We start from the raw sequence: 25,602 nt of genomic DNA on the forward strand, positions 1-25,602 counted from the left end.
TTCGGTTTTTGTCGATTTGAAAAACGACAATCGTTGACTTTGGGCCCGATCCATGCCAGTCTGGGCGCATCTATGGTTAAGGTCGATTCCGAGGCTCGTAAATATCGAAGTTTGCTTAGTACAAGTACGATTTTAAATGCAAACCTAGATCTTTACCAACTTCTTCCGCTTATTATGTTGTATTCGAAAGATCTTCTGGAAGCGGAAGCTAGCTCCCTATTCTTATTGGAAGAAAAAGACGGATTCCTATATTGCGAAGTCGCTTTAGGGGAAAAAGGGGAAATCATTCAAAAATACGCGCGGTTAGAACCTGGCCAAGGAATCGCGGGCTGGGTGGCCAAGGAGAAAAAACCGATTCTGTTGGAAGATGCGTACACGGACGCGCGTTTTAATCCTTCTTTAGATCAAAAAACGGGATTTCGAACCAGATCCCTCGCCTGTGTCCCCTTATTCGTCCAAGATCAGGTGATCGGAACTCTTGAGATTCTAAACAAATCCGGAAATAGAAGCTTCGATAATTCTGACATCGAAGTTCTGGCCTCTCTATCCGAAATTGCCGCGATCGCAATCAAGAACGCCAAGACGCATGAATCCCTTAAAAAAAGAATTCTAGAACTTTCCCTATTATACGAATTCGAAAAACTCACAGTTGCCGAAAAGAGTATTCAGGAATTAGGAAATTGGCTTATCGATAAAGTTTTAGAATTCCTGGAAGCGAAGGCAGGAACGATTTATTTAGCGGATCCTACTTTGGAAGTCCTACGTATTTTAGCCGCAAGGGGAATCCCGGACGACGCGATTCATTCTATCCAAGTGCCTTATGGAGAAGGAGTTTCCGGCTGGGTAGCTAAGGAAAAGCAAAGCCTTCTGATTCAAAACCTGGACGAGGATCCGAGATATGATAAGAATGCAAAATACAAATTCGAAGCAAGTTCTTTAATCTCCGCTCCTTTATTGTATCGAGGAGAACTTCTCGGCGTGATTAGCGTGAATAATAAGTATTCCGGGTACGCATTCACGCATGCGGATTTGGAAATGTTAGGAGCCATTGCAAATCGACTGAGTGTCACGATTCAAAACGCGAATCTATTCCATAAAGTCGTCGATAATGAACGAGAACTCAAACGCGCTAGAGAAGTCATGGCCAAAATCCTTCCGTCAGCCTTGCCGTATGTTCCGGGTTTAGAATTCGGCGTTCAACATATTCCTTTCGATAACGTAGGTGGCGATTTTTATAATGTTATAAAGCTAGACGAACATAGAACTGCGGTTCTAATTGCAGACGTATCGGGACACGGATTGTCCGCTTCCGTTGTGGCTGCCGTAATTCATACCGTTATGGAAACGTTCGAAGAGGAGACGTTATCCAGTCCGTCCAAGTTTTTTACCGCGTTAAACCACGCATTATACAATAAGCTTGCTGGCAATTTCCTTACGTCCTTTTATGCCGTGGCCCATACGGGAACAAATACACTGGTCTATTCTAACGCGGGTCACAACCCTCCGATCCTATACAGGAAGGAGGAAGGAACCTCCTTGCCTTTGGAAACGAAAGGTAAGCTAGTCGGAGTTATCCCCGATTTATTCTTTGAAGAATTTGTGACTTCCTTCAAACCGATGGACCGACTCGTTTTATATACGGACGGCATTACCGAGCATTCAAACGAAGATAGGAGCCGCCGTTACAGCGAGGATTTATTGACTCTTGCGATCCGTTCCTTATCGCAAAATTCCGCCGGCGACACTGCGCCCGGACTAATAAAGGAATGCAGAACCTATTGTAGACGTTCCGATTTCGAAGACGATGTTACTTTGCTAGTCGTCGACAGAGTTTAAATCTTGGAAAATCTGCGAATCGCCTCCGGAATAACGCCGAAAACTTGGTCCATCGCTGCGAGCCTCCAATCTTCCCGGGTCGGATAAAACATCTCGCGAAATTCATTTCGTATTTTCTCCGCGGAACGATCCGACTTCGATCCGTGTAAACGAATTCGATTTTCACTGATCATTAAAAAACTGCCTTTGAGGCCTCCGAGCAGATTCAAATTTCCGAAAGTACCCATTTCAACGGTGATCGGAAAGAGTTCCTTATCTCTCCCGAAAAGCTTACCGAAAAAATCCGTAAAATCGCCCGAAGTCCTATAAAAATCGTCTTCAGCTTCGCTCAGCAAAAGACCGAAATCGCCGAAAACTTTCCTTAGGTTCTTGTCCTCTCTCGAACCGGCGGGGGCATTCTGCATGAGACTCAAAGTATTCCGAGCCCCGTAACCGGTATGATAATCTAGGATCAATATCTGCTCGTAATTCTTCAGAGTTTTTCGGAAAAATTTTCGTAAGCGCCTCACTACAGGTTCAGGCTTCCTGCCGCCGTAGTAGATTCCGTCCGGGAACTCGTACTGGCCGTTAACAGCGGCATCGAGGACGTATTTTGCGCCAAATCGCGCAACTATTCCCGCAAAACGAATTACGAAAATAAGATATTCCCAAGTAATATACGTAAATTTTTTAGCCGGATTTAAGAAGGATTGAATCTTTCGATACCCTTTATTCTTGGCCTTTTTATGCAGCTTTTCTCGTTTAAGCGCAAAATTTCTATTCAAGTCCACGTTTCGTTCGTTTACTCGGCGCATCTTTTTAAAGCCGTCCACGTTGATTCCGTGCAATATCAGGAAATCTGTGTTCTTAGGAGGAGAATAAGACGGGTTTTCGTTTAAAAGAAATTCTTCGATCCATCTTCTCTGAAAGGAAGAACCGGCGTATCCTTCCACACCGTGAATGCCGGAACTCATAATAACGATTTTTTTAGGGGGATTTTTCTTCGATCCAATCAAATACGAGTCGATATTCCCTCCTCCCTTGGGAATCTCCAGCACTTCGTGCTTAAAACGCGGAAAGACACTCTTTAAACCCCTGCGATAGGAAAGAAATGCCCTTTGGCAGGCCTCGTACGTTTCCAAATAATATGAAAGTAAATCCACGTTAAGGAAATTCTTTTGAAACGAAGGCAGAGGTCGAAAAGAATTTTTTTAAAAATGATTACGATTTGGTTAAGGATTGCCCACCAAAGGGATAAAAAGATCCGTTCATAAAGGGGCAGCAAAGACTTCACGAAAAAAAAATTGGAAAAAATTTCACTTTCTTACCGCGAAAGCCTTTATCCCTTATTGAACATTTATTCGATCGAAATGCAATAAATTAATTCTTTGAGGAAATGTCATTAAACCGAATGTACTATAAATCATGATGATAATAAATCGCTTGTTATATTACATTCAATTTCCTTAAAATATTTTTTCCTTTTACGGTAATAAACGAAAACCTCCGTGTGTCTAACCTAGTACCTTAAGGAGGTATGAACCATGGATGCAGTCACCATTTTCGCTTTAGCGCTTTTGGCTGTTCCTGTGTTTGCCCGGTTCGCCCGAGTATCAAAGGACGCGATGAACCGCTATCACCTAATCGGATTGGGAGGTCTATTCCTGATCTTAGGTGAAGCTACGAAGATTACGGCAGTTAAAGTTACGCCGATAGCTACCGTTCTTCCGATGATAGACATCGCAACCGCGATCCTAGCGTACGCGGGGGTACTATTCGGGGTGGTATGGCTATCGCTTTACTACGTCAAACACCCGAACGAAATTTAGAAAATCCTCCGAAACGAAAAAGAGATGGAGGCGGGACATTTGTCCCGCCTTTTTTATATCCATTGATTCGAAGAGAGACGTTCTTATCCTAGAAAAAGATAGTCTTCTCAAAGATTCCCTCTCATACCGGTTCTGTGGAACTCCCTCGCCCTACTAGCAAGCATTCTCTAATTTACGTCGCAGACCCGCTCTGTCCCTGGTCATATGGATTCGGCCAGTCCATTCTTAAACTAAAAAGTAAATACGAGGACAAAATCGATTTTTCATTGGTCTTGGGAGGATTTAGATTCGGACCCGATATCGAATCATTTACGCCGGAAATGACCGATCGCCTTCGATATCTTTGGAAAGATGTGGAAAGAGCATCCGGTCGCAGTTTTCAGTATGAAATTCTAAACCGACGAGATCTGGTATTCGATTCGGAACCTGCGTGCCGTGCAGTCATCACTGCGCAGCGATTAGCTCCTATCCTTACTTTTGAGTATTTGAACGCGCTTTCTTTCAGTTTCCACGCTGCCGGACAAGATCCTACCGATTTGAATACGTTTCTTTCCGTCGCCTCCGACTTATCCATTAATAAATCCGATTTCGAAGAACTCTACCGAAGCGAAGAAACGTCTCTCGAAACCAAAAACGATTTCAATTATGGATTTCTTTTGGGAGTAACCGGATTTCCAACGCTCGTGTTTTCGGACGGTTTGGAGAGAGGAATCCTCACAAAAGGATTCTTGCCGTACGAAGAAGTAGAGTCAATTTTCGCAGATTACTTTCGTTCAATCGGACAATTTTAATTTTCGAAAGTTTATGCGAACTTCTATCCTTCGCCGATACGAAAAACCTTAGACTGTTCCGAATGGATCGGATTATCTACGGTTTTTTACTTTCGGATACGACCGAAAGTTGATCGATAATAAACTGGATGTCTTTCTCGTTCCCGATATAAAGAATCGTCAAAATATAGTCTTTTGCGTTCTCCTTTGAAACTTGTTTCGTTCTTACAAGCCGCAGGATAGCTTCGCTCGCTTTTTTAGAATGTAACCTGCGAAAGACTCCCAAAAGAATTCGGTCCGTCTGTTGATCTTTGTTTAAATATCCGACTAAGGAATCTTCGAATTTAGGCAACGTCTTATCGTTTAACGGGCCGACAAGTTTCTGCAAAGCGAGTCTCCGAATTTCGGCGTCTTCCGGATATGCGTCAATGATCGATTGGCTTAATTCAGGTTCGATGTACGAGTAGGAGGCAAGCCATTTTAAAATCGCCGCTCGATCATTTTCGGCAAGCGCTTGCTGAATCGGCTTAACCTGCTTTGCAGGTTCTTCCTCGATTCGGGCCCTATCTACGTTTCCATTCACGTCAAAAGCGCTTCTAAATAACAAGTCCCCCGAAAAAACCACCGGCGTAAGTAAGATCGAAAATGGAAGAAAGGCCATCCTCGTGACATAACGATTTTCCGGCCTCGGTGTCCAAAGAATACTGACCGTATCCCGATATGCGTTTGGAATCCGCATGATCGGATGAACGATAAATAAATCAAGCAGTCCTGCCAAAAGACCTACGGAGATATAGAACGGGGCAGCGATAATTTTGGGAACCGGCTTTTCGGGAACAAGATGCTTCTCGACGCCAACGATAAGGGGCGTGTTATTTCGGTTAAAAACCGCGCAACTCGATCCAAATATTATAATGCATGAAAGGATTAAGCAGGTTCTTGCAATGACTAAAGACTTTTTCATACCCATTCAGCTTTACCTTAAAAGTCGATTCCGCTTCGCCCCAAAAAATCGACCAAGAAAAAGACGGGGCTCACAGCCAATTTGGGAAGAAAAACGATAGTCTGAAATACGATCCCTCCTGTCGGATCCTTCCATATAACCTTGTAAGTATCCTCAAGCGCATCCGGAATCACACTGATGGGGTGAAGAACGAATGCATCCAGTAAAAGGGATAGGACGCCGACCGGGATAAATACCGGGGCCAAAGCTATCTGAGCAGGAGCGCTTTCCGGAGTAATCTTTTCATCCAAATAATTGGTAAGCACTCGATTCCTCTTCTCGAATACGGCACAACCGGAGAGAAAAACCGAAAGAAGAAAAAAACAAGTGCAATTAATAACGAACCTTTTCATCGAAAAACGCGGGGCTTTACGATGGTACGATAAGAGCGATTTGTCCAGAAATTTTTTTCAGAACCATTCAGGTAAATTCCCGGATCTTCGAAGCCGATCCTTACCTGACGACGATCAATTTGGTTTCTTCCTCCAGGAATGCTTCGGCTGCATCCTTCCAACTCGCCTTTTTAGTCGTGACCTTGGAAGGATCGAAACCTTCCTCTTCTACAAGACGCAATATTTCCGGAATCCATTCCCTTGATCGGACTCGACCTATACGGATAGACGCTCCATTATTATAAAGATCTAAATAAGGAATCGGCAAAGTGTTCGTCCAAAAAATGGAGGCGGAACCGAAAATTCCATCCACGTCGAGCGAACGTAAACCGCAATCCCATCCTTCCGGGCTTCCGCTAGCGTCCGCAACTATATCAAATTTTCCGAAACTTTTTGGAAACTTCGCGACTTGCTCCACTCGAACTCCGAAGGAAGCTGCCAAATCCAATCTCTTCTTGTCGGCATCTAAATAAACGATTTCGGCTGCTCCCATATGTTTGGATAGAGCGGCGGTGTACAGTCCGATACTCGAAGCAAAACCCCCCAAAATTAAGATTCTAAGATTCTTATTTTGATTCAGAAATAACCCGGCTAATTTCCACGATTCCACTAGATTATCGTTGATGCTAGCGATTGCAGCAGGGTCCGTCTTCGATGAAAAAGGGACGAGCATTTCCTTCGCATAAGGAACTCCTACCAAATCCGATAAGGCTCCTCCGAATTCCTTCCCCCCCTTTCCCATTCCGTAAGCGCTCGTATGAGATACGGTAGAACAGCTTTTTGATTGTCCGGTTTCACAATAATGGCAATACCCACATGATATCTGAAACGGGACTGCCACTCTTGTCCCTACCGGAAATAGATCCGTTATTTCGGAACTTGTCTGAACAATCTCGCCCACAAACTCGTGTCCGACCGGAAACGGAGGACGAAATAAAGTCTGTCCTCGTAAAATCGGGAGATCCAGATCGCACCGAGAAACGGCGAGCGGCTTAACCAATGCCTGATTTTTGCCGGTAATTTTCGGTTCGGGTACTTCCGACCATTCGAGGGTCCGTTTTTTGACAAATTGTAGTTGCTGCATGACGACCTCCGGATAGACTGCACAGTCTATCTAATACAACCATGAGGAATATTTATAGACCGAATAGTCTATTAAAATATTTTTGGTTTATGGAAAAAAAGAAAGATTTGATCGTAAATCACGAAGGTCCTTACGAGCGTCTTTTAGGAACCGCGGTTAGATTAATCTATTCCCAAGGATATGCGGGGACTTCCGTAAATCAGGTAATCGGGGAATCAGACTCGCACAAGGCGAGTTTTTACAGATATTTTCAGACGAAAGAAGACTTAGGCAAAGAATACTTAAAAATCCAAGCGGCCAATTTTCAAAATAGCTGGGAACGATTGATGTCGAGATCCGCGAATCCGGTCGAATTTATAAATCGGTGGATGGCCTTGTTAAATAAACAGGTACGCGCAAAAAAATATTTCGGATGCCCTCTTGCAAGATTTATGGGAAGTTTAGATCAACCCGACCAAGTTTGGACAAATCAGAGCGCCGAAATATTAGAATCGTGGATTCATTGCTTGGAAATTTATTTTGAAGAAAATAAATCCAAAGGTTTATTGCCTCAAACATTTCCTGCCCGAAAAAAGGCGGAACGCTTGATGAAATTATTTCAAGGCAATTCCCAATTTTATATGATAACCGGGAATTCGAAATTCTTTAAAGAATTGGAGGAAGAAATGATCGGAGAATTAACGTAAGCCGAAAACTTTACTTACGTTCACCTAAGTCCGATTCCGAGTCGAATCCTCGTCGCTTGCTTCTCGCTTCGCCACGTAGTTTGCCAGCGCGAGAACCGCTCCGCCCAAGAAAGCCGAGAAAAAGCTAGGTACAAAAATCTTTCCTGGAAAAATATCCCCGATTACCAGTAGAACGACCGCATTAACGATCAATCCGGCTAGACCGAGAGTCAGAATATAAACTAAATAACCCAAGCCCAAAGTGAAAATCACTAAGAACCATCTCAACACGAAATTTAGAAATCCGAAAAACAAAGCAATAATCAGCGCATCCCAAAAGCTCCCCGAAAGTCGAAAGAGCGGATTTATTAAGGGAAACACATAAAGGATAACTAACGATTGAAGCGCTAAAGAAAGAAGTAATCTGGCCATACCCGTCCTAAACTTTGGAATCCAAAAATTGTCCTAAATGCGGCGGCAATCCGCCCGGCGGAACAATCACCGTCTGCGGTTGAACGATGTTATTATCCGAAACGGACGCGATCTCTCTCGGCTCATCCCCTACACGCGCAGGTGCACTTGTTTCGGAAAACAGAATTTGCCTGGATCCAACCGCCATGTACGGCATATACCAAACCTCGAAAGGATATTTTACAATCTTAGACGTTCGAAAGGAAAGAAAGCAAAAACTAAAATCCTCTCGGAAAAACTCGAATTGAAAAAGAGTTTCTCCAACATGGAAGGATATTTGCTTCTATCTTACCCTTCTAAAATGATTCCGCAGTCCAATTTTTCCATCCGAAAACCGGACGAAAGTGCATTATAAAGAAAATAAGTTATGAAACCGATCGCATAGGAAATGGTTGTCGTTCTCATATCGACCACTCCCGTTCCTCGGAAGTAAAGCTTTACCGCTCGAAAGGATCTTCTAGAAAGATTCGGTTCTTTCGCAGATCGATCTTCCACACCCAAACCGCAATTATGGGAAAGATTGGTCCCATCGGCATATAGATAAAAATCCATTCTTTCGGATTGCAGGAAAGAATCTCTTCGCTTAATCGTTCCTTCCAATTCCAACTCTTTCGCTCTTGCGCCGCTACCGATTAAGATCGGAAATTTCGCATACTCTCTATCCGCTCTTCTGTCTTTTCCCTCCGTTCCGGTATAGAAAGTAGCCATGATGCTCCCTGCGTCGAATTGATCCACCGTTTCAAATTGTATGAGAAGCGGAATTTCAGCCCGCCGCGGCTCAATTACGGGAACCGGAGTGGTATTTTTCCGAATTTGTGAACAAGTAACCGTTACGAGTAGAATCGAAAAAGGGAGTAGATGGCGATATTTCTTCATTGGAATACGATGCTCATCAATTCAATTCTAAAAATGTTCTTTTGTCCAGCCAAAACCGTTTGCGATTTAATCGATCGAGTAAAGAAATAACTTTTAGAAAAGCAACTCGGTTAGAGCATTCCTACTCTATTCGCACGTCATTTAGAAGATTGAATGAATCGGTCGATCGATCGCGTAACATATCGACTTTGATCGAGTGAAGCTTTAATTCGCACGGTTTATTTTGCATGAATCGTAAATGAGTTTATGGACGAATGAGAAATCGATTTCCGATCGATCCTTCGGTTTCGATGAATTTGAAAACCGGACAATCGCAGTTTATCTTTAGATTTCGGAATCGAAAAGTTTAATAAGATTCGTTTTCTTTACCTTTTAAAAGAATCGAAATTAAAAACTAATTTGACTTTTCTCATAAATAATTCCGAGAGTGAATTAAGGTAACGTAAGATAGTTTTGTTGCCAAAGGAAGCGGGATGTCCACTAACAATCTTATTCTGACTGAAAAACGAAATCATGTTTTCTTAATCGGATTAAATCGCCCCGAGGAAAGGAATGCGATGAATACCGAAATGCTAAATCGATTAAGCGAAGCATACTCCGAGTTCGAAGATGATCCCGAATTGAGGTGCGCGGTATTGTACGCGAATGGAATGCATTTTACGTTAGGTTTGGAATTAAACGACGTTGCGGAAACCATAAAGAAGAAAAAGGCCTATACCTATTCCGAACATCATATCGACCCTTGGGACAACGGAGCTACTAAGCGAGTAAGAACTAAGCCGATCGTTTGCGCAGTTCATGGATTTTGTTTTACACTCGGTATAGAGTTGCTATTAGCCTGCGATGTTCGAATCGCAGCCGAGAAGACTAGATTCGCTCAGGTTGAAGTTCAGAGAGGTATTATGCCGTTCGGAGGGGCCACGTTTCGGTTCGTAAAATCCGCGGGATGGGGAAATGCCATGCGCTACATTCTCACGGGAGACGATTTTTCCGCCGAAGAAGCGTTTCGGATGGGGTTAGTGCAAGAGATCGTTCCTAAAAAGGAACTCTTACAAAGAGCAATTGCAATTGCCGAAAGAATTTCCGAGCAAGCGCCTCTCGCAGTCCAAGCCGCAATCGCCTCGGCGAGAAAAGCGATATTGGAAGGAGAATCTAACGCTGCGAAAGATCTACTTCCCGTAACGTTACGGTTAATGGAAAGCGAAGACGGAGCCGAGGGAGTTCGTTCTTTTCTCGAAAAAAGAAAAGGGAAATTTCGAGGCAGGTGATAAGGCTTGATTTTTGCTCTTCGTTAATTGGATATACCGAAAGATTCTAATTTACAAAAATAGGGATTTCACGGATAACTCATTACCGTGTCCAAAGGCAACGTAATCCCTTCGGGTTCTTTTAAATTTCGTTTAACCGTCTTTGTTTTACTAATTTCTGAATTGCTTTTGAACTGTTCCTCATTCCCGCGCGGCGAAAAAGCGGATATCACCGCGGATCATCGCTACCTTCTTTTGTACAAAAACGAAGAAGGACAATTATTTACTGCGAATTTAAGCGTCCAGTCCAGATATTCGGACGCTCTATTCGATTTAAAAAGATTCCGAGTCGAAGTTTTACGACCGCTGGGAGAAAAATTCGTAGAACGGCTAACGGAAATCGATCTGCAAACGATCGAATTAAAGAAGGACAGCACTTCCATCGTTAGGCGACTTGGGGCCGCGCTCGCCATCGCATTAGTTGTACCCGTACCGGGCGCCTTTGAAACGACTTTAACAGTCGGACTGATTTACGTTACCTACAAAAAAATCACCGAAAAGAAAGAAGACGTCATTCGGAAAAGACATGTCGAGGATCTAATACGAGAATGCCAAAAAGTCGAAGATAGTCTGGAAGCTTTTAAAAAGGAACATTTAGTTCCTTTTGCTTCAAAATGGGAACGGAACTTTCAAGAAGAATCGAATCATTTCGTGAATTCTTCGGACCTATCCGATATTAGGCTCTTGGATTCTCTAATGCAGAAATATTCTTCGGACAAAGAATGGTTAAAAGTAAACGCGGAATGGGAATTAAATTCCTCTCGCCAACATTGCTCTAAGGAAACTCCTTCCGAAAACAAACCTAAGATTCGACTTGTGATCCAAAAATCCTGAACGGAATAAAATTCCATTCTCGGTTCGATTATCGTAACGCCAAAATCATCGTCTCTTGAATGAATTGTACGAGGAGTCCTCTAAATAGAGTTTCGATATACGAAAAAGTACGTGCGAATCCTCGCTTTATCTGATGAAATGCAGCTATGGATCCTAGACTTAGAACCGCCTTAGAACGTTTAAAGCAAGGGGACTCCGAAGGTGCGAAGGAAGTCCTACAGGCGTGGATCATATCGGATCCTCGCGACCCTCAAGCCTATTTTCACCTCGGAATGTGCCTGTCTCAGCTTGGAGAACTTGCCCTTGCAGAGGAACAGCTTCAAAAGTGCCTGCAATTAGAGCCGGGGCATGTCCAAGCTTGGGTGGGTCTCGGCGTTTTATATGCAAGACGAAAGGATAAGCCTAAGGCCGAATTTCATCTTTCCAAAGCTTTGGAACTGGACGATACGGATGTCTTTGCACGTAAAAATCTTGCGGCAGTCTATACGGGCGCTTCAAAATTCGACCAGGCTTTAGAACTATTAAAGGGCTTACCCGATGAGGCCGTCGACGATTCGCCGACTTTGTATGCGTTAGCGATTTGTTACGTTCGTACGAATCGATTTCCCCAGGCGAGAGAAACATTCCAAAAATTGGAAGCGGTAGGAATTCCTGATCAAGTGAAGAAGGAATATTTACAACTCAAGCAGCTCTTAGAGGAAAAACAATTCGAACAAGGCGGAATCTGGAGTTTTCTTAAAACCCAGGACGATGAAAATGCGTAAGAATTTTTCTTGACGATTTCGAAACTTCTGTCGAGTCTAAGAATAGAACATATGGCACAACGGTTTTTCCAGGCAAATCTGCTCGGACTCCTCCTTCTCCTTCTTGGAGATTAAGGGGAGCAAAGGACCTTGCGCACGCAAAAAAACCGCTCCTCTTGGGCGGTTTTTTTGTTTCCGGCATTCTCGGAAGCCAAAGCACCGCTCTCGATGACGAAGAAGTGAGTGACTATGGAAACAAAAACGAATAACGGCTCGGGCAATCAAGTAAGCCCGTCTTTCCCATCTCTTCAAGAAATCATTGTACCCGGTAACGGACTTAAGGCGCCCCAAGCGTCTCCCTTTTTCATGGACGTTACTCTTCGAGACGGCAATCAAGCGCTTCGTAAACCTTGGAATCTAAAGGAGAAGGAAATCATCTTTAGGCAACTTTTGAAACTAGGGGTACAGGGTATCGAGGTTGGTTTCGCTTCCGCCGGAAGGCAGGATTTCGAAGCCTGCGCTCATCTGTCCTCGCTAGCGCCGGAGAATACCGTGATTTCAAGTCTTTCTCGTGCAGTCGAAGCGGAGATCGACCTTTCTTGGAAAGCCATTTCAAGAGCTCCGAAACCTAGAATACATATCGTATACCCGGTAAGCGATTTTACCATTCGCAACGTTTTAGGGATTTCCGAACGACAAGTGAAGGAAAATATCCTTCACTCCGTTTCCTACGCACGAAAATTGGCCGGGAATTTCGGCGAAGTCCAATTTTCCGGCGAACACTTCGGTGATGCATTAGAAAATCTTGAATTTGCAATAGACGCCTTTCGGGCTGCGTTGGATGCCGGCGCCGATCTTGTGAACTTGCCGAATACGGTCGAACGATATAGACCGTATTTATTCGTCGCGATGGTTCGCAAAGTCGTGGAATCCCTTCCGAAAGATTCGAAGATTTCCGTCCATACCCATAACGATCTCGGTATGGCTACGGCAACGACGGTCGAAAGTTTCTTTGCGGGTGCAACCCAATTGGAGACGGCATTGAACGGGCTGGGAGAACGGGCCGGGAATACGAATACGTACGAGGTGGCGATTGCTTTGCATAATTGTGGAGTAAACGTAGATTTGAATTTTCAAGCAATCTACGAAACTTCGAGAATCGTTTCTCGAATGGCAGATATTCCGATTCCGGAAAAGGCTCCACTTATTGGAGAAGACGTTGTGGCCCACCGAAGCGGCATTCATCAAGACGGCGTATCCAAAACGCAGAATATGAAGAAGGGAGCTTACCGCGCTTTTGAAGCCGATTTGATCGGCCGACCCGAAGGGGATAGGATCGCCTTTACGAGCCAATCCGGAAAATCAGCAGTATATGAAATCCTTAAAGTTGCCGGGTCGGATATTACGAGAGAGGAAGCGACGAAACTACAGCCGATACTGAAAGATAGATCGGAAAAAATCGGCGGCGGAGAATTGACTCTGGACCAAATGATGGAAGAATTGCGACGCATGAGAAGTATCGAATCGCCTAAGACGCGACTGCAAGATTCCGTTTGATAAGGGAGAAGGATCCGAATGCAAGATTTTCTAAAGAAGCACAAGACGGAACTATTTCTCTTTATAGCATCATTCTTGTATCTCGGATCCCTTTCTTTCCTCGAATATTCAACTCTAAGTCTAGGCTGGCATGACTTTGGAATGCAGATTCAGATGCTTTCCTCACCTCTATTCAGTGAAGGCCGATTATGGTCCTATGATTGGAATTCCAACTTCCTATCCATTCATTTCTCCCCGCTGCTTTATCTTCTTTCTGTTTTTTTGATTCCTTTACCGTTCATCGAATGCTGGCTCATTATCTGTAGCCTTGCTCTGTCAGTAGGAATCGTAGCTTTATTTTCACTCTTTCGACGAGTAACCGATAATTCGGCCATTTCTGTCATTTTCTCCCTAGCCTTCCTGCTGAACCCCTATGTCACCGCGACTCATCTTTATATTCATTACGAGATCTTTCTGGTTCCCTTATTATCGGGATTTTTGCTATTCGCGTGGGACGAAAGAAAGATGCCGGCGTTCGTTTGTTTATTAGGAATTCTTTTATTAAAGGAAGACGGCTGGATATATGTCTGCGCGGGAAGTTTTTTGCTGTTAGGCAGGAAACCGATTCGAACTATTCTCGTTTATTCTTTTACTAGCTTACTTTACTTGGTAATCGTGTTAGGTTTCTTTAAACAAATTCTCTTTCCGAATTCCTCCTCTTTATTCCTGGAACATTGGGGAAAAACTCCGTTTGCCTTCATCTTGAATTCACTAACGCATCCCTCGGAAATTTTTCGAATTCTTCTGACCGATCCTGGAAAATTCCTCGCGATGAGTCTGCTCGGAATACCCTTACTCGCAACTTGGCGCTCACTCCCTGGATTCGCGGTCGCATTTTTATGGTTAAGTTCGATTTCGCCGGATCGGGCAGGCTTAGCATTTTTCTACGGACTTGCGCCTACCCTTATATTATTCATGGCGATCCCGTTCGCATTCCTAGTATGGGAAGTCATTGCAAGCCGTATTCTCGACCCCCGAAAATTCATATTTCTTCTTCCGATAAGTTTGCTAATTACTAGTATCACTATCTCGGCCCTTCCGAATCACGCTCTCTTAAGAAGTCCGAATTTACTCTTACTCAGTGCTTCTTTAAACACGATTCCCGAGAAGATCCCGATCATAATCTCGTTAATAAAACTTAGGGGTTATAAGGCGAATACTACATTCGCTTCGTTTAATTTTGCAACTTACGTATTTAATGGTGCAGAGCTAAGGCTTCCTTACAAAGATTGGGAAGCGGTTCGTGCAAGAAAATGGAGGCCGGATTTAGTTATTTTGACCACCGAAGAGAAAGAGCCGTTATTGACTGAAGTTACTTCGACTGAAATGATTCTATTCTTCGATAAAGACCCGGAGTATACTTCGATACTTCGAACTCAAAATCTACGAGCCTGGCGGAAGGCCAAGATCTAACCCGTTAATTCGAACGTTTTACGATCCCGTAAAAAATGATATTATCCAATTCTTTAACCAGATCTCGAATCGTATAAGGCGTCTGAGCCAAAAAGCCCGGATCAAACATGGCCTCGGTCGATGCGGAATGGATCAATAAAACGATATCGGGGTTTACATCGGGTCGAATATCGCCGTTTTTGATTCCGGTTTCGATCATCGTGCGCATAGTTCGATTGATATTCTTTTCTTTCTGTTCGGAAAATAATTTCCAAAGATCGGGGGCTTGGTCTCGGATATCCCGTAAAAATTCGTTCATTCCTTGCGGAATTTCCCCGCTGATGCATTCATGCATGGATTGGATTTTTTCTTTGATGCTTTTGCCGGGATCGGATTGGATCTTTTCGATTTTCCCGTGAATCCGTAAATGACGGTGCGTCATTAATTCCATGAGAAGGTCGTGCTTATTGGCAAAATATTTGTAAAGAGTCTTACGACTAATTCTCAAAGTCCGGGCAATCTCTTCCATCCGAGTTTTCGCAAACCCATAGCGAAGAAACAATTCGAACGATTTCTCAAAAATGCGAAGTTTTACATCGTCCGGTTCTGTACTGACTTGCTGTTCCACGACGGTTTGCATTCTAACCTACCCCCTTCCCCGTAGGAAACGCTTTTTTACGGCGTTTCCTTTTGTCCGGGAAGACCTTACGACTTCTTCCTTGTTAAGCATCGGGATTCGGAGCATTTCGTCGAACAAAATTGTTTAATTTTTCAATATAAGAGAAGGCTGCCGGAACAACGACCAGAGTCAGAACTGTCGAAGAAATGAGACCGCCGATAATAGCAACTCCCATACTCGTTCGCTGCTTCGATGCCTCGTTTAATCCTATCGCAATAGGCAGCATTCCTGCTATCAAAGCGAAGGATGTCATCAAAATCGGGCGAAGACGTTCCCGCCCGGCCTCAATAATTGCCTCCCTCATTTCAACTCCTCTTTGGATCAGCTGATTGGTAAAATCCACTAGTAGAATCGAGTTCTTGGTAGCGACTCCGATCAACATAATCAACCCTATCATGGAGAAGATATCCAGAGATTTTTGGGTAAGGAAAAGCGCAATAAAGGCGCCGCAAAGAGCCAACGGCAGGACCAGCATGATCGCGATCGGAGTAATGAAACTTTCGTAAAGTGAAGCAAGAACCATGTAGATGAAAAGGACTCCAAGACCCATCGCAATCCCCATGGACGTTCCCATTTCTTTAAAATTCTCCGCCTGTCCCGTATAACCGATTCGAATACCGGGAGGCAGAGGAAGTTCGCTCTGAGTGATCTGGGTCACTTCCTGCATCGCTCCCCCCATTCCAGGACCTTCGGGATTAACATCCCCGTAAATCTCTACGGATTTATTCCGATTCAATCGATTAATCGTCGCGAGGCCGGTGGTTTCTTCTGCCCGAGCCACATTCTGAATCGGGATCATCATATTATTGAAGTTCGGAACAAAGGAATTGTAAAAGTTTTCCTTCAAATCTCTTTGTCCTTCCTTTAATCGAACACGAATGTCGTACTCCACTCCGTTTTCTCGATACACGGCGGGAGTGGTCCCTTCCACCAATGTCCTCAATTCGGATCCGATGACGGTACCGGGAACGCCCAGCAACACCTCTCGATTTCGATCGGGAACGACTCTAAATTCGGGAGCTCCAGCCCTATAGCTGGTGTCCACATCTAAAAGAGCCTTGGATTCTCTTAGTCGAGTGAAAAGTTTATGGGCATAATTTTCGACGGCTTGGCCGTTCTGACCGCTAACGACGAGAGTAAACGGTCTTTGTCCTCCACCCACATTATCTATGTCTTTTACGATCGGATTGGCGTAGGAAAACGACTCCAATTCTTTCCTGAGAAGATCCTTGAATTCGGATGTATTCATTTTCCTTTGTTTGGAAGGAATCATTTCCACGAACATAGTGGTCGTTCGATTCGTATTGAACATAGCCACCACAGAAATTTCCTTATGCAGAGCCATGCTCGCATAAACTTCCTTGGCTACTTTTGCCATTTTCTCGACGGAAGTACCGGGAGGCATATCCAAAGTGACTTGAAATTTACCGTTATCCTGCGCAGGAAGAAACGTTTTAGGAATGTATTTGGTCAATGCCAAACTTGCTACGAAAATCAAGACTGCGCCCGAAAGTATCAATACGGGCCGTTTCAGGGTGAATTTCAAAACGGAAGCGTATCGGTCTTCTAACCAAGATTGAAAAATATTGAATATGGATAGAATGCCATCCAATCCCTTCTCTAGCGCGCCGAAAAAAGATCCGATCATGCCTAGACCTCTTCTTAACAGACCTGGTCGAGTTTGCTCGCCGCGGATTTTGGAATAGGCCATTTCTTCTAAAGGAGTTCTCTCGGATTTCCCTTTCTTCTTTTTAGATCCTTCCGACTCTACGGAAAATTCTGGAGTGGGAGAAGAGTGATTCGCGTGTCCGTGACCTGCGATTTTTCCCCCGAAATAGCTGGAAAGCATCGGCGCGATCGTTAACGCATCGTATAGAGAAATTAATAGCGCAAAACAAACGGTAAGTCCGAACTCTCGCAAGAATTGACCGACAACACCGCTCACAAATGCGATCGGCAAGAACACCGCAATCACCGTCATCGTAGTAGCAATGACAGCTAACGTTACTTCCTTCGTTCCGTCGATGGATGCTTGACGAGCCGTCTTACCCATTTCTCTGTGCCGGAAAATATTTTCACGAACAACGATGGCATCGTCGATTAACAATCCGACCGCGAGACTCAAGGCCAATAAAGTCATGACGTTCACCGTAAAACCGGCAACGGCCATGAGAATAAACGCACCCAATAGTGAGTTCGGTAATGCAAGACCGGTAATGATCGTCGATCTGACGCTTCCTAAAAATAAGAGCACCACCACGATTGTAAGGGCGATTCCTATCAGAATCGTCTCCTTTACGTCGTAAATGTTATCGTCGATCATAATGGAGTTGTCGTTTGCCATTGCGAGCTTCGGAGTCCCGTCTCTCTTGGCGAGTTCCTTATTTAATTCTCCGACTCTCTTCTTGACTTCTTGAGCTACCGCGACGGTATTCGCTCCGGATTGCTTATAAACCAGCAAAAAGATCGCTTTTTTTCCGTTAAAATACGCTCTGGAAGTTTCGTCTTCCATAGTGTCTTTTACTTCGCCAAGTTGTCCGATTCTTACGGGAACTTCGTTACCGAATAAAGAAATCGGTGTGTCCCGAATTTCTTGAGGAGATTGAAATTCGTTAATCGTTCGATAGACTAATTCTTTGTCGGACTTACTTACTTTCCCTGCCGGAATGTTCGTCCCGCCGGATGCGAGTCGATTGGAAACTACCGAGGCCGGAATCATATGGGCTTTCAATTTCGAGCGATCGAGTTCAACATGGATCTCTCTTTTACGACCGCCGTAAATGGTGATATTCCCTACGTCTTTTGCGGTTAGAAGATTCTGCTTAATCTCTTCGCTGGCGATATCGAATAGAGTCGCTTCCGGTAGATCCGCTTGCAAAGCGAGAATCAAAATCGGTTGATCCGCAGGGTCGATTCTTCGAATAATCGGTTCTTTTGCATCGTCCGGAAGTTTCGGTTTTACCGCCGCAACCTTATCTCGAACCTGCTGTTCCGCGTATTTTACGTCCGTTTCCAGCGTGAATTCCACAACGACAGTTCCGGATCCTTCGCTACAAGCCGACTTAATCCTCTTTACGCCGGAAATCGTCGATAACTCGTCTTCCACCGGTTTAGCGATCAATGTTTCGATTTCGTTGGGTGCCGCCCCGGGATACGGAACGGTTACTGTCACAACCGGAATTGTGACGTTAGGAAATAAATCCACTCCAAGCTTGTTCAAGGATAAATATCCCGTAACTAGAATGATGAGGACCGTACAGGTGATGAATATAGGTCGTTTAATCGACAGTTCTGCGAAATTCATCTTAAGTCTCCGATAGTTTGATTCAGTATTTCCTCGGCGTCCATTCCATATTTTTGAAATAGTGTTCCCTTGGAGAGTTCATATTGCACGAGTGCCGTATTATAATTAACTTTTGCTTGCATGAGTCCGTATCTAGCCTGAGCAACCAGATCCAACGCATTCTTGACATTTACGGAAGTAGTTCTTCCAAATCTGTAACGAGGTAGTATTCCCGTATAGAATTTCTCGGCTTGCGCAAGATTCTTTTTAGACTCTTCTAAAACATCATACGTTATTCTAATTCTTTCCAAGCCTTGTCGAACGTCCGTTTTCACTTGGTCCTTGGTCTGTTCTAGAAGAAGGTCTATTTTTTTACTCTGCGTTTGAGCGTTTTTAAATTCCGCTCTCGCTGTATCATTACCGATCGGAGTTTCCATTTTTATTTCCGCAGAGTTCTGAGTATACCGACCGACGCCCACCCCGTTGAAATCTTGCGGAAAATTTCGATCAAAGGTTCTTGAATTATAAGTCCCGCTTACATAAAGAGACGGTAATAATCCGTTCTTTGCGACTTCCAAAGCCGAAATAGCATTTTGTTTCTGTAACAACATGCTCCTAAAATCATACCGGTGCAAAAAAGCCTCGTCCAACTCCTGAGTTTCGCTTTTAGAGGGATCGAAACGTTCTTCTAAACTAGTCTCCAATTCAAACGGAGTTTCCGGATCTTTACCTAAAGATACTAAAAGGTCGCGACGCGTGCGATCTCGTTCCAGTTTTGTTTGTCTAAGTTGATTTTCGGCGGAGATTAGCAGCGCATTCCATTGCCCTGATTCGTATTCTTCGGCAACGCCCAGACGAATTTTCGAAGTTGTAATATCTTTTACGTTCTTTACGCTTTTCACTAAAAGCGTTGCGGTTCTTAGATTTTCCTCTGCTAAAGACAAATTCCAAAAGGCAAGTATGGATTGAACTACAGTTCTCGATAATGTGTTCATCGCATCAAGGCGACGGACCGCCGAACTGCGGCGGCTCATGTCCAAATTTCTTCTTTGCTGATAACCGAATACGTTTTTCAAAAGATCCTGTTTCAAAGTGAAACCGACACTCCCGAAATGGAGACTGGGCTGCGCGAATTGTTGTGCGATCGTACCTTGCTGCTCGGGACGTTTACCGGCGTCCGTTTCGTATCTGTTATCGGCAACGGTGACACCCAAGGTCGTCCCGCTTGTAAACGCCTTGGAAAGACCTCCGGAAATCGTATTATTCGTAATATTCCGACCTTGTAATGTATATTGAGGGAGCGGTAGGTTTACCGTCTTTTGTGTGTTAGCGGTGACGTTTCCGATGAAATTGTATTTACCGTTCTCCTTCTCCCAGTCGTACTCGGAGTTATCTAAATCCAATCTGGCGATCTTGGCTTGAACGGAATTTTCCATAGCGTAACGTATGAGTCTTGATGTGTTCCAAGTTTTTCCTTTCCCAAACTCGGATTCTTCGAGAGATTCCGGAAACAGGGAAAAACCCCAGAAAATAATCCCGACCGAAACTCCTCGGAACAAAAAATATCTCTTAGAATTCCAATATTCTTTCATACGACCTCAAAAGGAAACAATTTTAGTATTCTTTGTTTCCTTTATTGGAAACAAAATTTGATTCTTTTGTTTCCATGTCTACAAAAAATCAATCGCTCTATCCAATATTTTATTTGATTTTAAGTCTCATTATCGTAACAGAAAGGTATGAGTATCCGTGGCTTAAAACTTCCCAATCAAATATTCCTTGAGATGTGTCGTAAATCGTCTCCAAAACCTAATGAAATAGGCGGCCCTTCCGCTCCCGAAACGCCTAAATCCGCGCCAGGAGGAAACGAATTCGATTTGAACACCCGAATCAAAGGAATACCGGAATCGCAAACTTAATGCGATCCCTCCTGTTTCAATTGAGAATGCCGTATACCGAGACCGAGACTTGAATTTTTTAGATTAGAGTGAGAAAGGGAATTCGCAATCGATGCAATAATGCATTCCCGGTTAAATTTCTGCCGTCTAGTGCCTAAACGCATATAAAAATGGTAGAGAATCTCACTTAAATTCGACCAATAAATTGTAGAGATCCGTCAAGACGGTGACCGAATTCAAATGGTTATCGAAATTCCCAATGAAATTGAATCATTCCTCTCGGTGCTTGGACAGGCAAAATCGGTCCGATTATTTTTACTCAGAATTCTTCGAGATAGTGAAAATCGTGCTTTTGATTGGAAATTCGCTTATTGCAATAGAGGCGCTGCCGAAAGTTTAAATCTATTGCCGCATCAAGTGATCGGAAAAACCTTTCGCGAAATAAATCCGGGAGTGCTGGAACGAAAACCGGACCTATTGAATTTTATCGCTTCTCTCGCCGAAAAAGATTCGGAATGGAAAGGCACTTTTCCTTCCAGTACTTCGGGGAAACCTTACGATTGCACTCTGTTCTCTCCTCAAGACGATTGGGTCGTTTCCATCACGCAGGATATATCTTCGGACGTAAAACAAAAGGACATTTATCGTCAGGCAGCCTTAATTAGTACGGAATCCATTTATTATTTCGAGCCCTTTTATAATTCGAAAAGAGAGATTATCGATTTTACGTTATCCGAAGTGAACCCGGCTGGAGAACTCGAATTAGCTCAGCTTAAGGAAAATCTCGTCGGAAAGGGACTTTGTGAGTTGTTCCGTATCGATCCGGGGTCGGAGTCGTTGAATGAATATAAGAAAGTTTTTATGGATGGTAAACCCTTCCAGAGGGAATTTACCGTCCAAAATAGCGATTCGCTTTCCGGAACATATTTTCAGCAAGTAACCAGTTTACCCGAAGGAATACTGATCGCAAATCGAAACGTAACCGAACTACGTAAAGTCGAGCAGGAAATCAGAAGTCAGAAAGAACAGTTAGAGCAGACCTACCAAGCATCGAACGATGGATATTGGAATTATGATATCAAGAGTCGGAAATTATTCCTTTCTAGTCGATGGAAGAATATGCTCGGTTTCGACGATCATGAAATATCCAACGATTTACGGAGTTGGATAAAGCTAGTCCATCCGGACGATTCTCATACGATCAGATCCGTTATTCTTAAGGGAAATTTGGAAAAAACCGTAAGGTTCGACGAAACCCTGCGCTTCAGAAAAAAAGACGGGAACTATATGTATATCCGATCTAGAGCCATCGTGCTGCGGTCCGAAAACGGAGAACCGATCCGGATGGTCGGAACTCATACGGATATTAGCAATATTAAAGAAACAGAAAATGCCTTGGCTCTCGCGAAAGAAAAAGCGGAAGCCGCAGATAAGGCAAAATCCGAATTTTTAGGGATGATTTCCCATGAAATGAGAACCCCGCTGCATGGCATTTCAGGAATGGCGAATTTACTCGAACAAACTTCTCTAGATAGGTCGCAACAAGAGTTTCTGAAAGATCTTGTTTCCTCCGCGGATATACTGACGCAACTGATAGATGATCTCCTCGAAGTCACAACCTTGGATAATCCTAAAATTAAAATTCGGGAAGAGATAGTGGATCTACCGGCAATGCTGGCACATTTAAGCGGCTTAATCGAACCGAAAACGACTGCAAAAGGATTGCGATTAAATCTTAAGACCGAATCGAATGTTCCTGCTTCCGTCCTAGGAGATCGATTTCGAATCGAACAAATTCTCGTAAATTTCATTACGAATTCCATCAAATTCACCGAAGTAGGATCAATCGATTTACGCGTCGCATTGGAAGAGAAATTCATCGTCTTCGAAGTCGCAGATACCGGAATCGGAATTTCAGAAGAAGCTTATGAACGAATCTTCGAAGCGTTTCATCAGGAAGATTTAGCATATACTCGCAAGCATAAAGGAGTGGGCTTAGGGCTTTATATATGCAAGAAACTCGCTGAGAAAATGGGAGGCGCAATTAATTTGATTTCTAAACAAAGTCAAGGTTCGACCTTTACGTTGAAACTTCCCCTCAGAATAACCGATCAGTCTGTAATAGCCGAAACGAAAACTTCGACAAAAAAAATTCCGAAGCTTTCGTTCGGAACCGCATTGGTCGTTGACGACAACGATATCAATTGCAAGATCCTTTCTAAACTTGTGGAAAAGACCGGAGCAAAGACGGTTGCCTGCAACAGCGGTGAAGAGGCCGTATCTCGATTTAAATCGGAGCCGGAAGAGTTTAAAATTATTTTTTTGGATTTGCAAATGCCCGGAATGGACGGATACCAGACCGCGGATGCAATTCGCTCCTTTGGAGAGTTCGGTCGGAATGTTCCCATTATCGCTGTGACCGCCAGTTCCTTTTCCGAAACATATAAGGCATGCGAGGAGCACGGGTTTACCGGATTTTTAGGTAAGCCATATAATTCCGAACAACTCTATTCAATTTTAGAAAAGTTTCTTTAAGGATTGCTTGCTTGCAAGAACCAAAACGACTATCCTGGGAATATGGAACATCTCCGTCCATTCAACCCTCCGATTCACCTTAGGCATCCTTTCGTACAAACGATTCTCGCTTCCTTACTTCGTCAAAAAAAACCGAATCACCCGATGGATCGCGCGGCAGTACCGGTAGTGCTAGACGCAGGGAAAGGAGTCAAATTACTGGGACATTATTCGAAAGCGCCGGAAAATAAAGCGCTCTTGATTTTAATTCACGGGTGGGAAGGAAGTATCGATTCCAATTATATTCAAAGGACCGGAAGAAAATTCTTTGAACGAGGAATTTCGATTTTTCGATTAAATCTGCGTGATCACGGGGAAACTCATCATTTGAATCCGGAACCGTTCAACGGAAGTTTGATTCGGGAAACGTACGAAGCGGTTCGGAAAGCCGCTAAAGAATACGGGAAAAAGATACCGGTCTACGTCGCTGGATTTTCGCTAGGCGGAAATTTCACTCTGAGAATCGCGAGAGAACATTCTAAAGGAAAACATCCGATACCGAATTTAAAACATTGCATCGCGGTCAGCCCCGCTCTCCATCCCAAAAGTGCGACTGAAATGATGGATTCAAAACTGATTATCGGAAAATATTTTAGGGATAAGTGGAGAGCATCTCTGGCTAAAAAGAACGTTCACTTTCCCGATCTCCATCCGTATCCGGAAATCATGCAGGGAAAATCAGTGATGGAAATGACCGATAGAATCGTATCAAGCACCCATCAATTCAAGACAACCGACGACTACTTTCTATCATACACCTTAGGCTCTAAAGATTTTAAAGGACTCAAAGTCGCTGTAACTATTGTTACATCGGAAGACGACCCGATCATACGGCCGAATGAATTTCACGAACTCCCTTCCAACTCTAGACTCAAGATCCTCATCCAGAAATACGGAGGACATAACGGTTTTTATGAAAATCTGAAAGGTGATTGTTGGTATTTCAAAGTTTTGGAAACCATCTTCGACAAAAAAGCATCTTAAAACAGGTTTAGAACCCAAATTAGAATTATTGCAAAAGAACTTGCTTTTCCGCCCTTTGCGATAAATTGGAACCAGAATGCATCTCGTTCTTGAACGTAAGTTCAAAATAAGACGAACGCCTTTCGTTATAGGAGATATATCATGTCCAATGCATATGTAATCGATGCCGTACGTACCCCTCGCGGTAAGGGAAAAAAAAGAGGAACTCTGGCATCCGTTCACCCTCAAGAGCTATCCGCCTCGACTCTAAACGCAATCAAAGAAAGAAACGGATTAAAGCCGGAAATCGTCGAAGAGGTAGTCTTAGGATGCGTTTCGCAAGTGGAAGACCAAGCAGCTTGCATCGCACGCTATGCGGTGATGGCTGCACAATGGCCGAATTCCGTTCCCGGTTACACGGTAAATCGTTTTTGCGGATCGGGACTCCAAGCCGTCAATAACGTCGCGAATCATGTGCAAGCGGGAAGCATGGATGTAGCTTTGGGCGGCGGAATCGAGTCCATGAGCCGAGTCAAAATGGGCGCGGACATGGGAGACAGAGATTTCAATGTAGGAAACGCTAATATAGCGAAACATTATAATCTAGTTCCTCAGGGGATCTCAGCCGATTTAATCGCCACAAAATATAACATTTCCAGAGAAGATGCCGATCGATTCGCCGAATCTTCTCAATTGAAAGCGGATAAGGCCATCAAAGACGGCGTATTTAAAAAATCCATAATTCCGGTTAGATTGGAAGATGGAACCGTCGTAGATACCGACGAAAATCCCCGTATCGAGTCGGATTATGCATTCCTTTCCGGATTGGGTGCGGTATTCAAAACGATCGGAGAAAAGGAGCTTGACGCAATCGCATTACGTTCTTATCCCGAAGTTCAAAAGATCAATCACATCCATACCTTGGGCAATTCTTCCGGAATTGTAGACGGAGCGGCATCGGTGCTTATCGCCAACGATGATGGAATAAAAAAATACGGACTTAAGCCTCGAGCCAAAATCGTCGCGATGGCTTCGACCGGCGAAGATCCGACCATCATGTTGACAGGCCCTGTATCGGCCTCCAGAAAGGCTCTTCACCTTGCAGGTTTAAGAGTGGAAGACATCGATATTTGGGAAATCAACGAGGCGTTCGCTTCTGTCGTTCTCTATACGCAACGGACTCTGGGCATCCCACTCGAAAAAATTAACGTCAATGGCGGATCCATTTCCCTAGGACATCCGCTGGGTGCGACAGGCGCGATTTTATTGGGAACCGCATTGGATGAATTAGAAAGACGTAATCAGCGTTATGCGCTCATTACCCTCTGCATCGGCGGCGGAATGGGAATCGCTACGATCATCGAGAGAATCTAAGTTTCACCCCAGAAAATTGCGTCATAATTCATTCGGATTCGACGCAATTTTCTT

General features: G+C 43.9%; 22 protein-coding genes. 12 read left to right on the top strand and 10 right to left on the bottom strand.

What is annotated here, in order from left to right:
• Positions 1–72 precede the first annotated feature (72 nt).
• A complete protein-coding gene (locus LEP1GSC058_RS09805) occupies positions 73–1,836 on the top strand; it encodes a GAF domain-containing SpoIIE family protein phosphatase (RefSeq protein ID WP_039948542.1) in 1,764 nt (587 codons plus the stop codon).
• Here LEP1GSC058_RS09805 and LEP1GSC058_RS09810 read toward each other — a convergent pair.
• On the bottom strand, positions 1,833–2,978 hold the full coding sequence (locus LEP1GSC058_RS09810) for a M14 family metallopeptidase (protein ID WP_016549525.1): 1,146 nt from the start codon (positions 2,976–2,978) through the stop codon (positions 1,833–1,835). The genes LEP1GSC058_RS09805 and LEP1GSC058_RS09810 overlap by 4 nt on opposite strands.
• 381 nt (positions 2,979–3,359) lie before the next feature.
• On the opposite strand from LEP1GSC058_RS09810, the gene LEP1GSC058_RS09815 reads away from it, so the two are divergent.
• The gene (locus LEP1GSC058_RS09815) at positions 3,360–3,644 is read left to right on the top strand and encodes an LIC10816 family protein (RefSeq protein WP_010414189.1); all 285 of its coding nucleotides are present in this window, start codon (positions 3,360–3,362) and stop codon (positions 3,642–3,644) included.
• A 134-nt stretch (positions 3,645–3,778) separates the two neighbouring features.
• Entirely contained in the window at positions 3,779–4,435 is a 657-nt protein-coding gene (locus LEP1GSC058_RS09820) for a DsbA family protein (RefSeq protein WP_016550923.1), read from the top strand.
• Positions 4,436–4,511: 76 nt separating this feature from the next.
• Here LEP1GSC058_RS09820 and LEP1GSC058_RS09825 read toward each other — a convergent pair whose 3' ends face one another.
• The 3 genes from LEP1GSC058_RS09825 to LEP1GSC058_RS09835 form a co-directional block, all read right to left on the bottom strand.
• Positions 4,512–5,378, bottom strand: coding sequence for a hypothetical protein (locus LEP1GSC058_RS09825; RefSeq protein WP_039948270.1), 867 nt, complete (start codon positions 5,376–5,378; stop codon positions 4,512–4,514).
• Between the two features lie 17 nt (positions 5,379–5,395).
• Positions 5,396–5,683, bottom strand: a complete 288-nt coding sequence (locus LEP1GSC058_RS09830) for a hypothetical protein (protein WP_232224666.1) — start codon at positions 5,681–5,683, stop codon at positions 5,396–5,398.
• 187 nt (positions 5,684–5,870) lie between these two features.
• Entirely contained in the window at positions 5,871–6,893 is a 1,023-nt protein-coding gene (locus tag LEP1GSC058_RS09835; RefSeq protein WP_016549831.1) for a zinc-dependent alcohol dehydrogenase, read from the bottom strand.
• 89 nt (positions 6,894–6,982) lie between these two features.
• Here LEP1GSC058_RS09835 and LEP1GSC058_RS09840 point away from each other — a divergent pair, with 89 nt between their 5' ends.
• Entirely contained in the window at positions 6,983–7,579 is a 597-nt protein-coding gene (locus tag LEP1GSC058_RS09840) for a TetR/AcrR family transcriptional regulator (RefSeq protein WP_039948543.1), read from the top strand.
• A 24-nt stretch (positions 7,580–7,603) separates the two neighbouring features.
• Here the strand turns inward: LEP1GSC058_RS09840 and LEP1GSC058_RS09845 are convergent, their stop codons facing one another.
• From LEP1GSC058_RS09845 to LEP1GSC058_RS09855, 3 genes are all read right to left on the bottom strand, one after another.
• On the bottom strand, positions 7,604–7,990 hold the full coding sequence (locus tag LEP1GSC058_RS09845) for a phage holin family protein (RefSeq protein ID WP_016550130.1): 387 nt from the start codon (positions 7,988–7,990) through the stop codon (positions 7,604–7,606).
• 7 nt (positions 7,991–7,997) lie between these two features.
• On the bottom strand, positions 7,998–8,186 hold the full coding sequence (locus LEP1GSC058_RS09850; protein ID WP_039948271.1) for a hypothetical protein: 189 nt from the start codon (positions 8,184–8,186) through the stop codon (positions 7,998–8,000).
• Between the two features lie 131 nt (positions 8,187–8,317).
• Positions 8,318–8,905 (bottom strand): hypothetical protein, encoded by a 588-nt coding sequence (locus LEP1GSC058_RS09855; protein ID WP_016549806.1) that lies wholly within the window; start codon positions 8,903–8,905, stop codon positions 8,318–8,320.
• Positions 8,906–9,378: 473 nt separating this feature from the next.
• On the opposite strand from LEP1GSC058_RS09855, the gene LEP1GSC058_RS09865 reads away from it, so the two are divergent.
• The 5 genes from LEP1GSC058_RS09865 to LEP1GSC058_RS09885 all read left to right on the top strand — a co-directional run bounded on the left by LEP1GSC058_RS09865 (position 9,379) and on the right by LEP1GSC058_RS09885 (position 14,798).
• Positions 9,379–10,173 (top strand): crotonase/enoyl-CoA hydratase family protein, encoded by a 795-nt coding sequence (locus LEP1GSC058_RS09865; RefSeq protein WP_016550023.1) that lies wholly within the window; start codon positions 9,379–9,381, stop codon positions 10,171–10,173.
• Between the two features lie 87 nt (positions 10,174–10,260).
• The gene (locus LEP1GSC058_RS09870; RefSeq protein ID WP_016550308.1) at positions 10,261–11,046 is read left to right on the top strand and encodes a hypothetical protein; all 786 of its coding nucleotides are present in this window, start codon (positions 10,261–10,263) and stop codon (positions 11,044–11,046) included.
• A gap of 146 nt (positions 11,047–11,192) precedes the next feature.
• Positions 11,193–11,810 (top strand): tetratricopeptide repeat protein, encoded by a 618-nt coding sequence (locus LEP1GSC058_RS09875; RefSeq protein WP_016550978.1) that lies wholly within the window; start codon positions 11,193–11,195, stop codon positions 11,808–11,810.
• Between the two features lie 228 nt (positions 11,811–12,038).
• Positions 12,039–13,346: a 2-isopropylmalate synthase LeuA2 gene (leuA2, locus tag LEP1GSC058_RS09880; protein ID WP_016550486.1), complete on the top strand. Its 1,308-nt coding sequence runs from the start codon at positions 12,039–12,041 to the stop codon at positions 13,344–13,346.
• An 18-nt stretch (positions 13,347–13,364) separates the two neighbouring features.
• Positions 13,365–14,798, top strand: coding sequence for a DUF2079 domain-containing protein (locus LEP1GSC058_RS09885; protein ID WP_016550179.1), 1,434 nt, complete (start codon positions 13,365–13,367; stop codon positions 14,796–14,798).
• Between the two features lie 4 nt (positions 14,799–14,802).
• On the opposite strand, the gene LEP1GSC058_RS09890 is transcribed toward LEP1GSC058_RS09885, so the two are convergent.
• The 3 genes from LEP1GSC058_RS09890 to LEP1GSC058_RS09900 all read right to left on the bottom strand — a co-directional run bounded on the left by LEP1GSC058_RS09890 (position 14,803) and on the right by LEP1GSC058_RS09900 (position 20,331).
• Positions 14,803–15,417 carry a TetR/AcrR family transcriptional regulator gene (locus LEP1GSC058_RS09890; RefSeq protein ID WP_016549456.1) on the bottom strand — a complete coding sequence of 205 codons (615 nt, stop codon included), beginning with the start codon at positions 15,415–15,417 and terminating at the stop codon, positions 14,803–14,805.
• 82 nt (positions 15,418–15,499) lie between these two features.
• Positions 15,500–18,760, bottom strand: a complete 3,261-nt coding sequence (locus LEP1GSC058_RS09895) for an efflux RND transporter permease subunit (RefSeq protein ID WP_016550444.1) — start codon at positions 18,758–18,760, stop codon at positions 15,500–15,502.
• A complete protein-coding gene (locus LEP1GSC058_RS09900; protein ID WP_016549603.1) occupies positions 18,757–20,331 on the bottom strand; it encodes a TolC family protein in 1,575 nt (524 codons plus the stop codon). The genes LEP1GSC058_RS09895 and LEP1GSC058_RS09900 overlap by 4 nt, the downstream gene beginning before the upstream one ends.
• 546 nt (positions 20,332–20,877) lie before the next feature.
• Here LEP1GSC058_RS09900 and LEP1GSC058_RS09910 point away from each other — a divergent pair.
• The 3 genes from LEP1GSC058_RS09910 (at position 20,878) to LEP1GSC058_RS09920 (ending at position 25,548) form a co-directional block, all read left to right on the top strand.
• On the top strand, positions 20,878–23,172 hold the full coding sequence (locus tag LEP1GSC058_RS09910; protein WP_016550874.1) for an ATP-binding response regulator: 2,295 nt from the start codon (positions 20,878–20,880) through the stop codon (positions 23,170–23,172).
• Positions 23,173–23,214: 42 nt separating this feature from the next.
• Positions 23,215–24,195 (top strand): YheT family hydrolase, encoded by a 981-nt coding sequence (locus tag LEP1GSC058_RS09915; RefSeq protein WP_039948273.1) that lies wholly within the window; start codon positions 23,215–23,217, stop codon positions 24,193–24,195.
• 141 nt (positions 24,196–24,336) lie between these two features.
• Positions 24,337–25,548, top strand: a complete 1,212-nt coding sequence (locus LEP1GSC058_RS09920) for an acetyl-CoA C-acetyltransferase (RefSeq protein ID WP_016550647.1) — start codon at positions 24,337–24,339, stop codon at positions 25,546–25,548.
• The last annotated feature ends 54 nt before the right edge of the window (positions 25,549–25,602 follow it).

The organism is Leptospira fainei serovar Hurstbridge str. BUT 6, from assembly GCF_000306235.2.
Classification (GTDB): domain Bacteria; phylum Spirochaetota; class Leptospiria; order Leptospirales; family Leptospiraceae; genus Leptospira_B; species Leptospira_B fainei.

Coding starts and splice junctions, on each gene's coding strand:
- LEP1GSC058_RS09850 (WP_039948271.1), bottom strand. CDS start 8,186: ATGCCGTACATGGCGGTTGGATCCAGGCAAATTCTGTTTTCCGAAACA.
- LEP1GSC058_RS09805 (WP_039948542.1), top strand. CDS start 73: ATGGTTAAGGTCGATTCCGAGGCTCGTAAATATCGAAGTTTGCTTAGT.
- LEP1GSC058_RS09875 (WP_016550978.1), top strand. CDS start 11,193: ATGGATCCTAGACTTAGAACCGCCTTAGAACGTTTAAAGCAAGGGGAC.
- LEP1GSC058_RS09890 (WP_016549456.1), bottom strand. CDS start 15,417: ATGCAAACCGTCGTGGAACAGCAAGTCAGTACAGAACCGGACGATGTA.
- leuA2 (WP_016550486.1), top strand. CDS start 12,039: ATGGAAACAAAAACGAATAACGGCTCGGGCAATCAAGTAAGCCCGTCT.
- LEP1GSC058_RS09895 (WP_016550444.1), bottom strand. CDS start 18,760: ATGAATTTCGCAGAACTGTCGATTAAACGACCTATATTCATCACCTGT.
- LEP1GSC058_RS09855 (WP_016549806.1), bottom strand. CDS start 8,905: ATGAAGAAATATCGCCATCTACTCCCTTTTTCGATTCTACTCGTAACG.
- LEP1GSC058_RS09845 (WP_016550130.1), bottom strand. CDS start 7,990: ATGGCCAGATTACTTCTTTCTTTAGCGCTTCAATCGTTAGTTATCCTT.
- LEP1GSC058_RS09910 (WP_016550874.1), top strand. CDS start 20,878: ATGGTTATCGAAATTCCCAATGAAATTGAATCATTCCTCTCGGTGCTT.
- LEP1GSC058_RS09840 (WP_039948543.1), top strand. CDS start 6,983: ATGGAAAAAAAGAAAGATTTGATCGTAAATCACGAAGGTCCTTACGAG.
- LEP1GSC058_RS09900 (WP_016549603.1), bottom strand. CDS start 20,331: ATGAAAGAATATTGGAATTCTAAGAGATATTTTTTGTTCCGAGGAGTT.
- LEP1GSC058_RS09920 (WP_016550647.1), top strand. CDS start 24,337: ATGTCCAATGCATATGTAATCGATGCCGTACGTACCCCTCGCGGTAAG.
- LEP1GSC058_RS09915 (WP_039948273.1), top strand. CDS start 23,215: ATGGAACATCTCCGTCCATTCAACCCTCCGATTCACCTTAGGCATCCT.
- LEP1GSC058_RS09835 (WP_016549831.1), bottom strand. CDS start 6,893: ATGCAGCAACTACAATTTGTCAAAAAACGGACCCTCGAATGGTCGGAA.
- LEP1GSC058_RS09815 (WP_010414189.1), top strand. CDS start 3,360: ATGGATGCAGTCACCATTTTCGCTTTAGCGCTTTTGGCTGTTCCTGTG.
- LEP1GSC058_RS09825 (WP_039948270.1), bottom strand. CDS start 5,378: ATGAAAAAGTCTTTAGTCATTGCAAGAACCTGCTTAATCCTTTCATGC.
- LEP1GSC058_RS09865 (WP_016550023.1), top strand. CDS start 9,379: ATGTCCACTAACAATCTTATTCTGACTGAAAAACGAAATCATGTTTTC.
- LEP1GSC058_RS09885 (WP_016550179.1), top strand. CDS start 13,365: ATGCAAGATTTTCTAAAGAAGCACAAGACGGAACTATTTCTCTTTATA.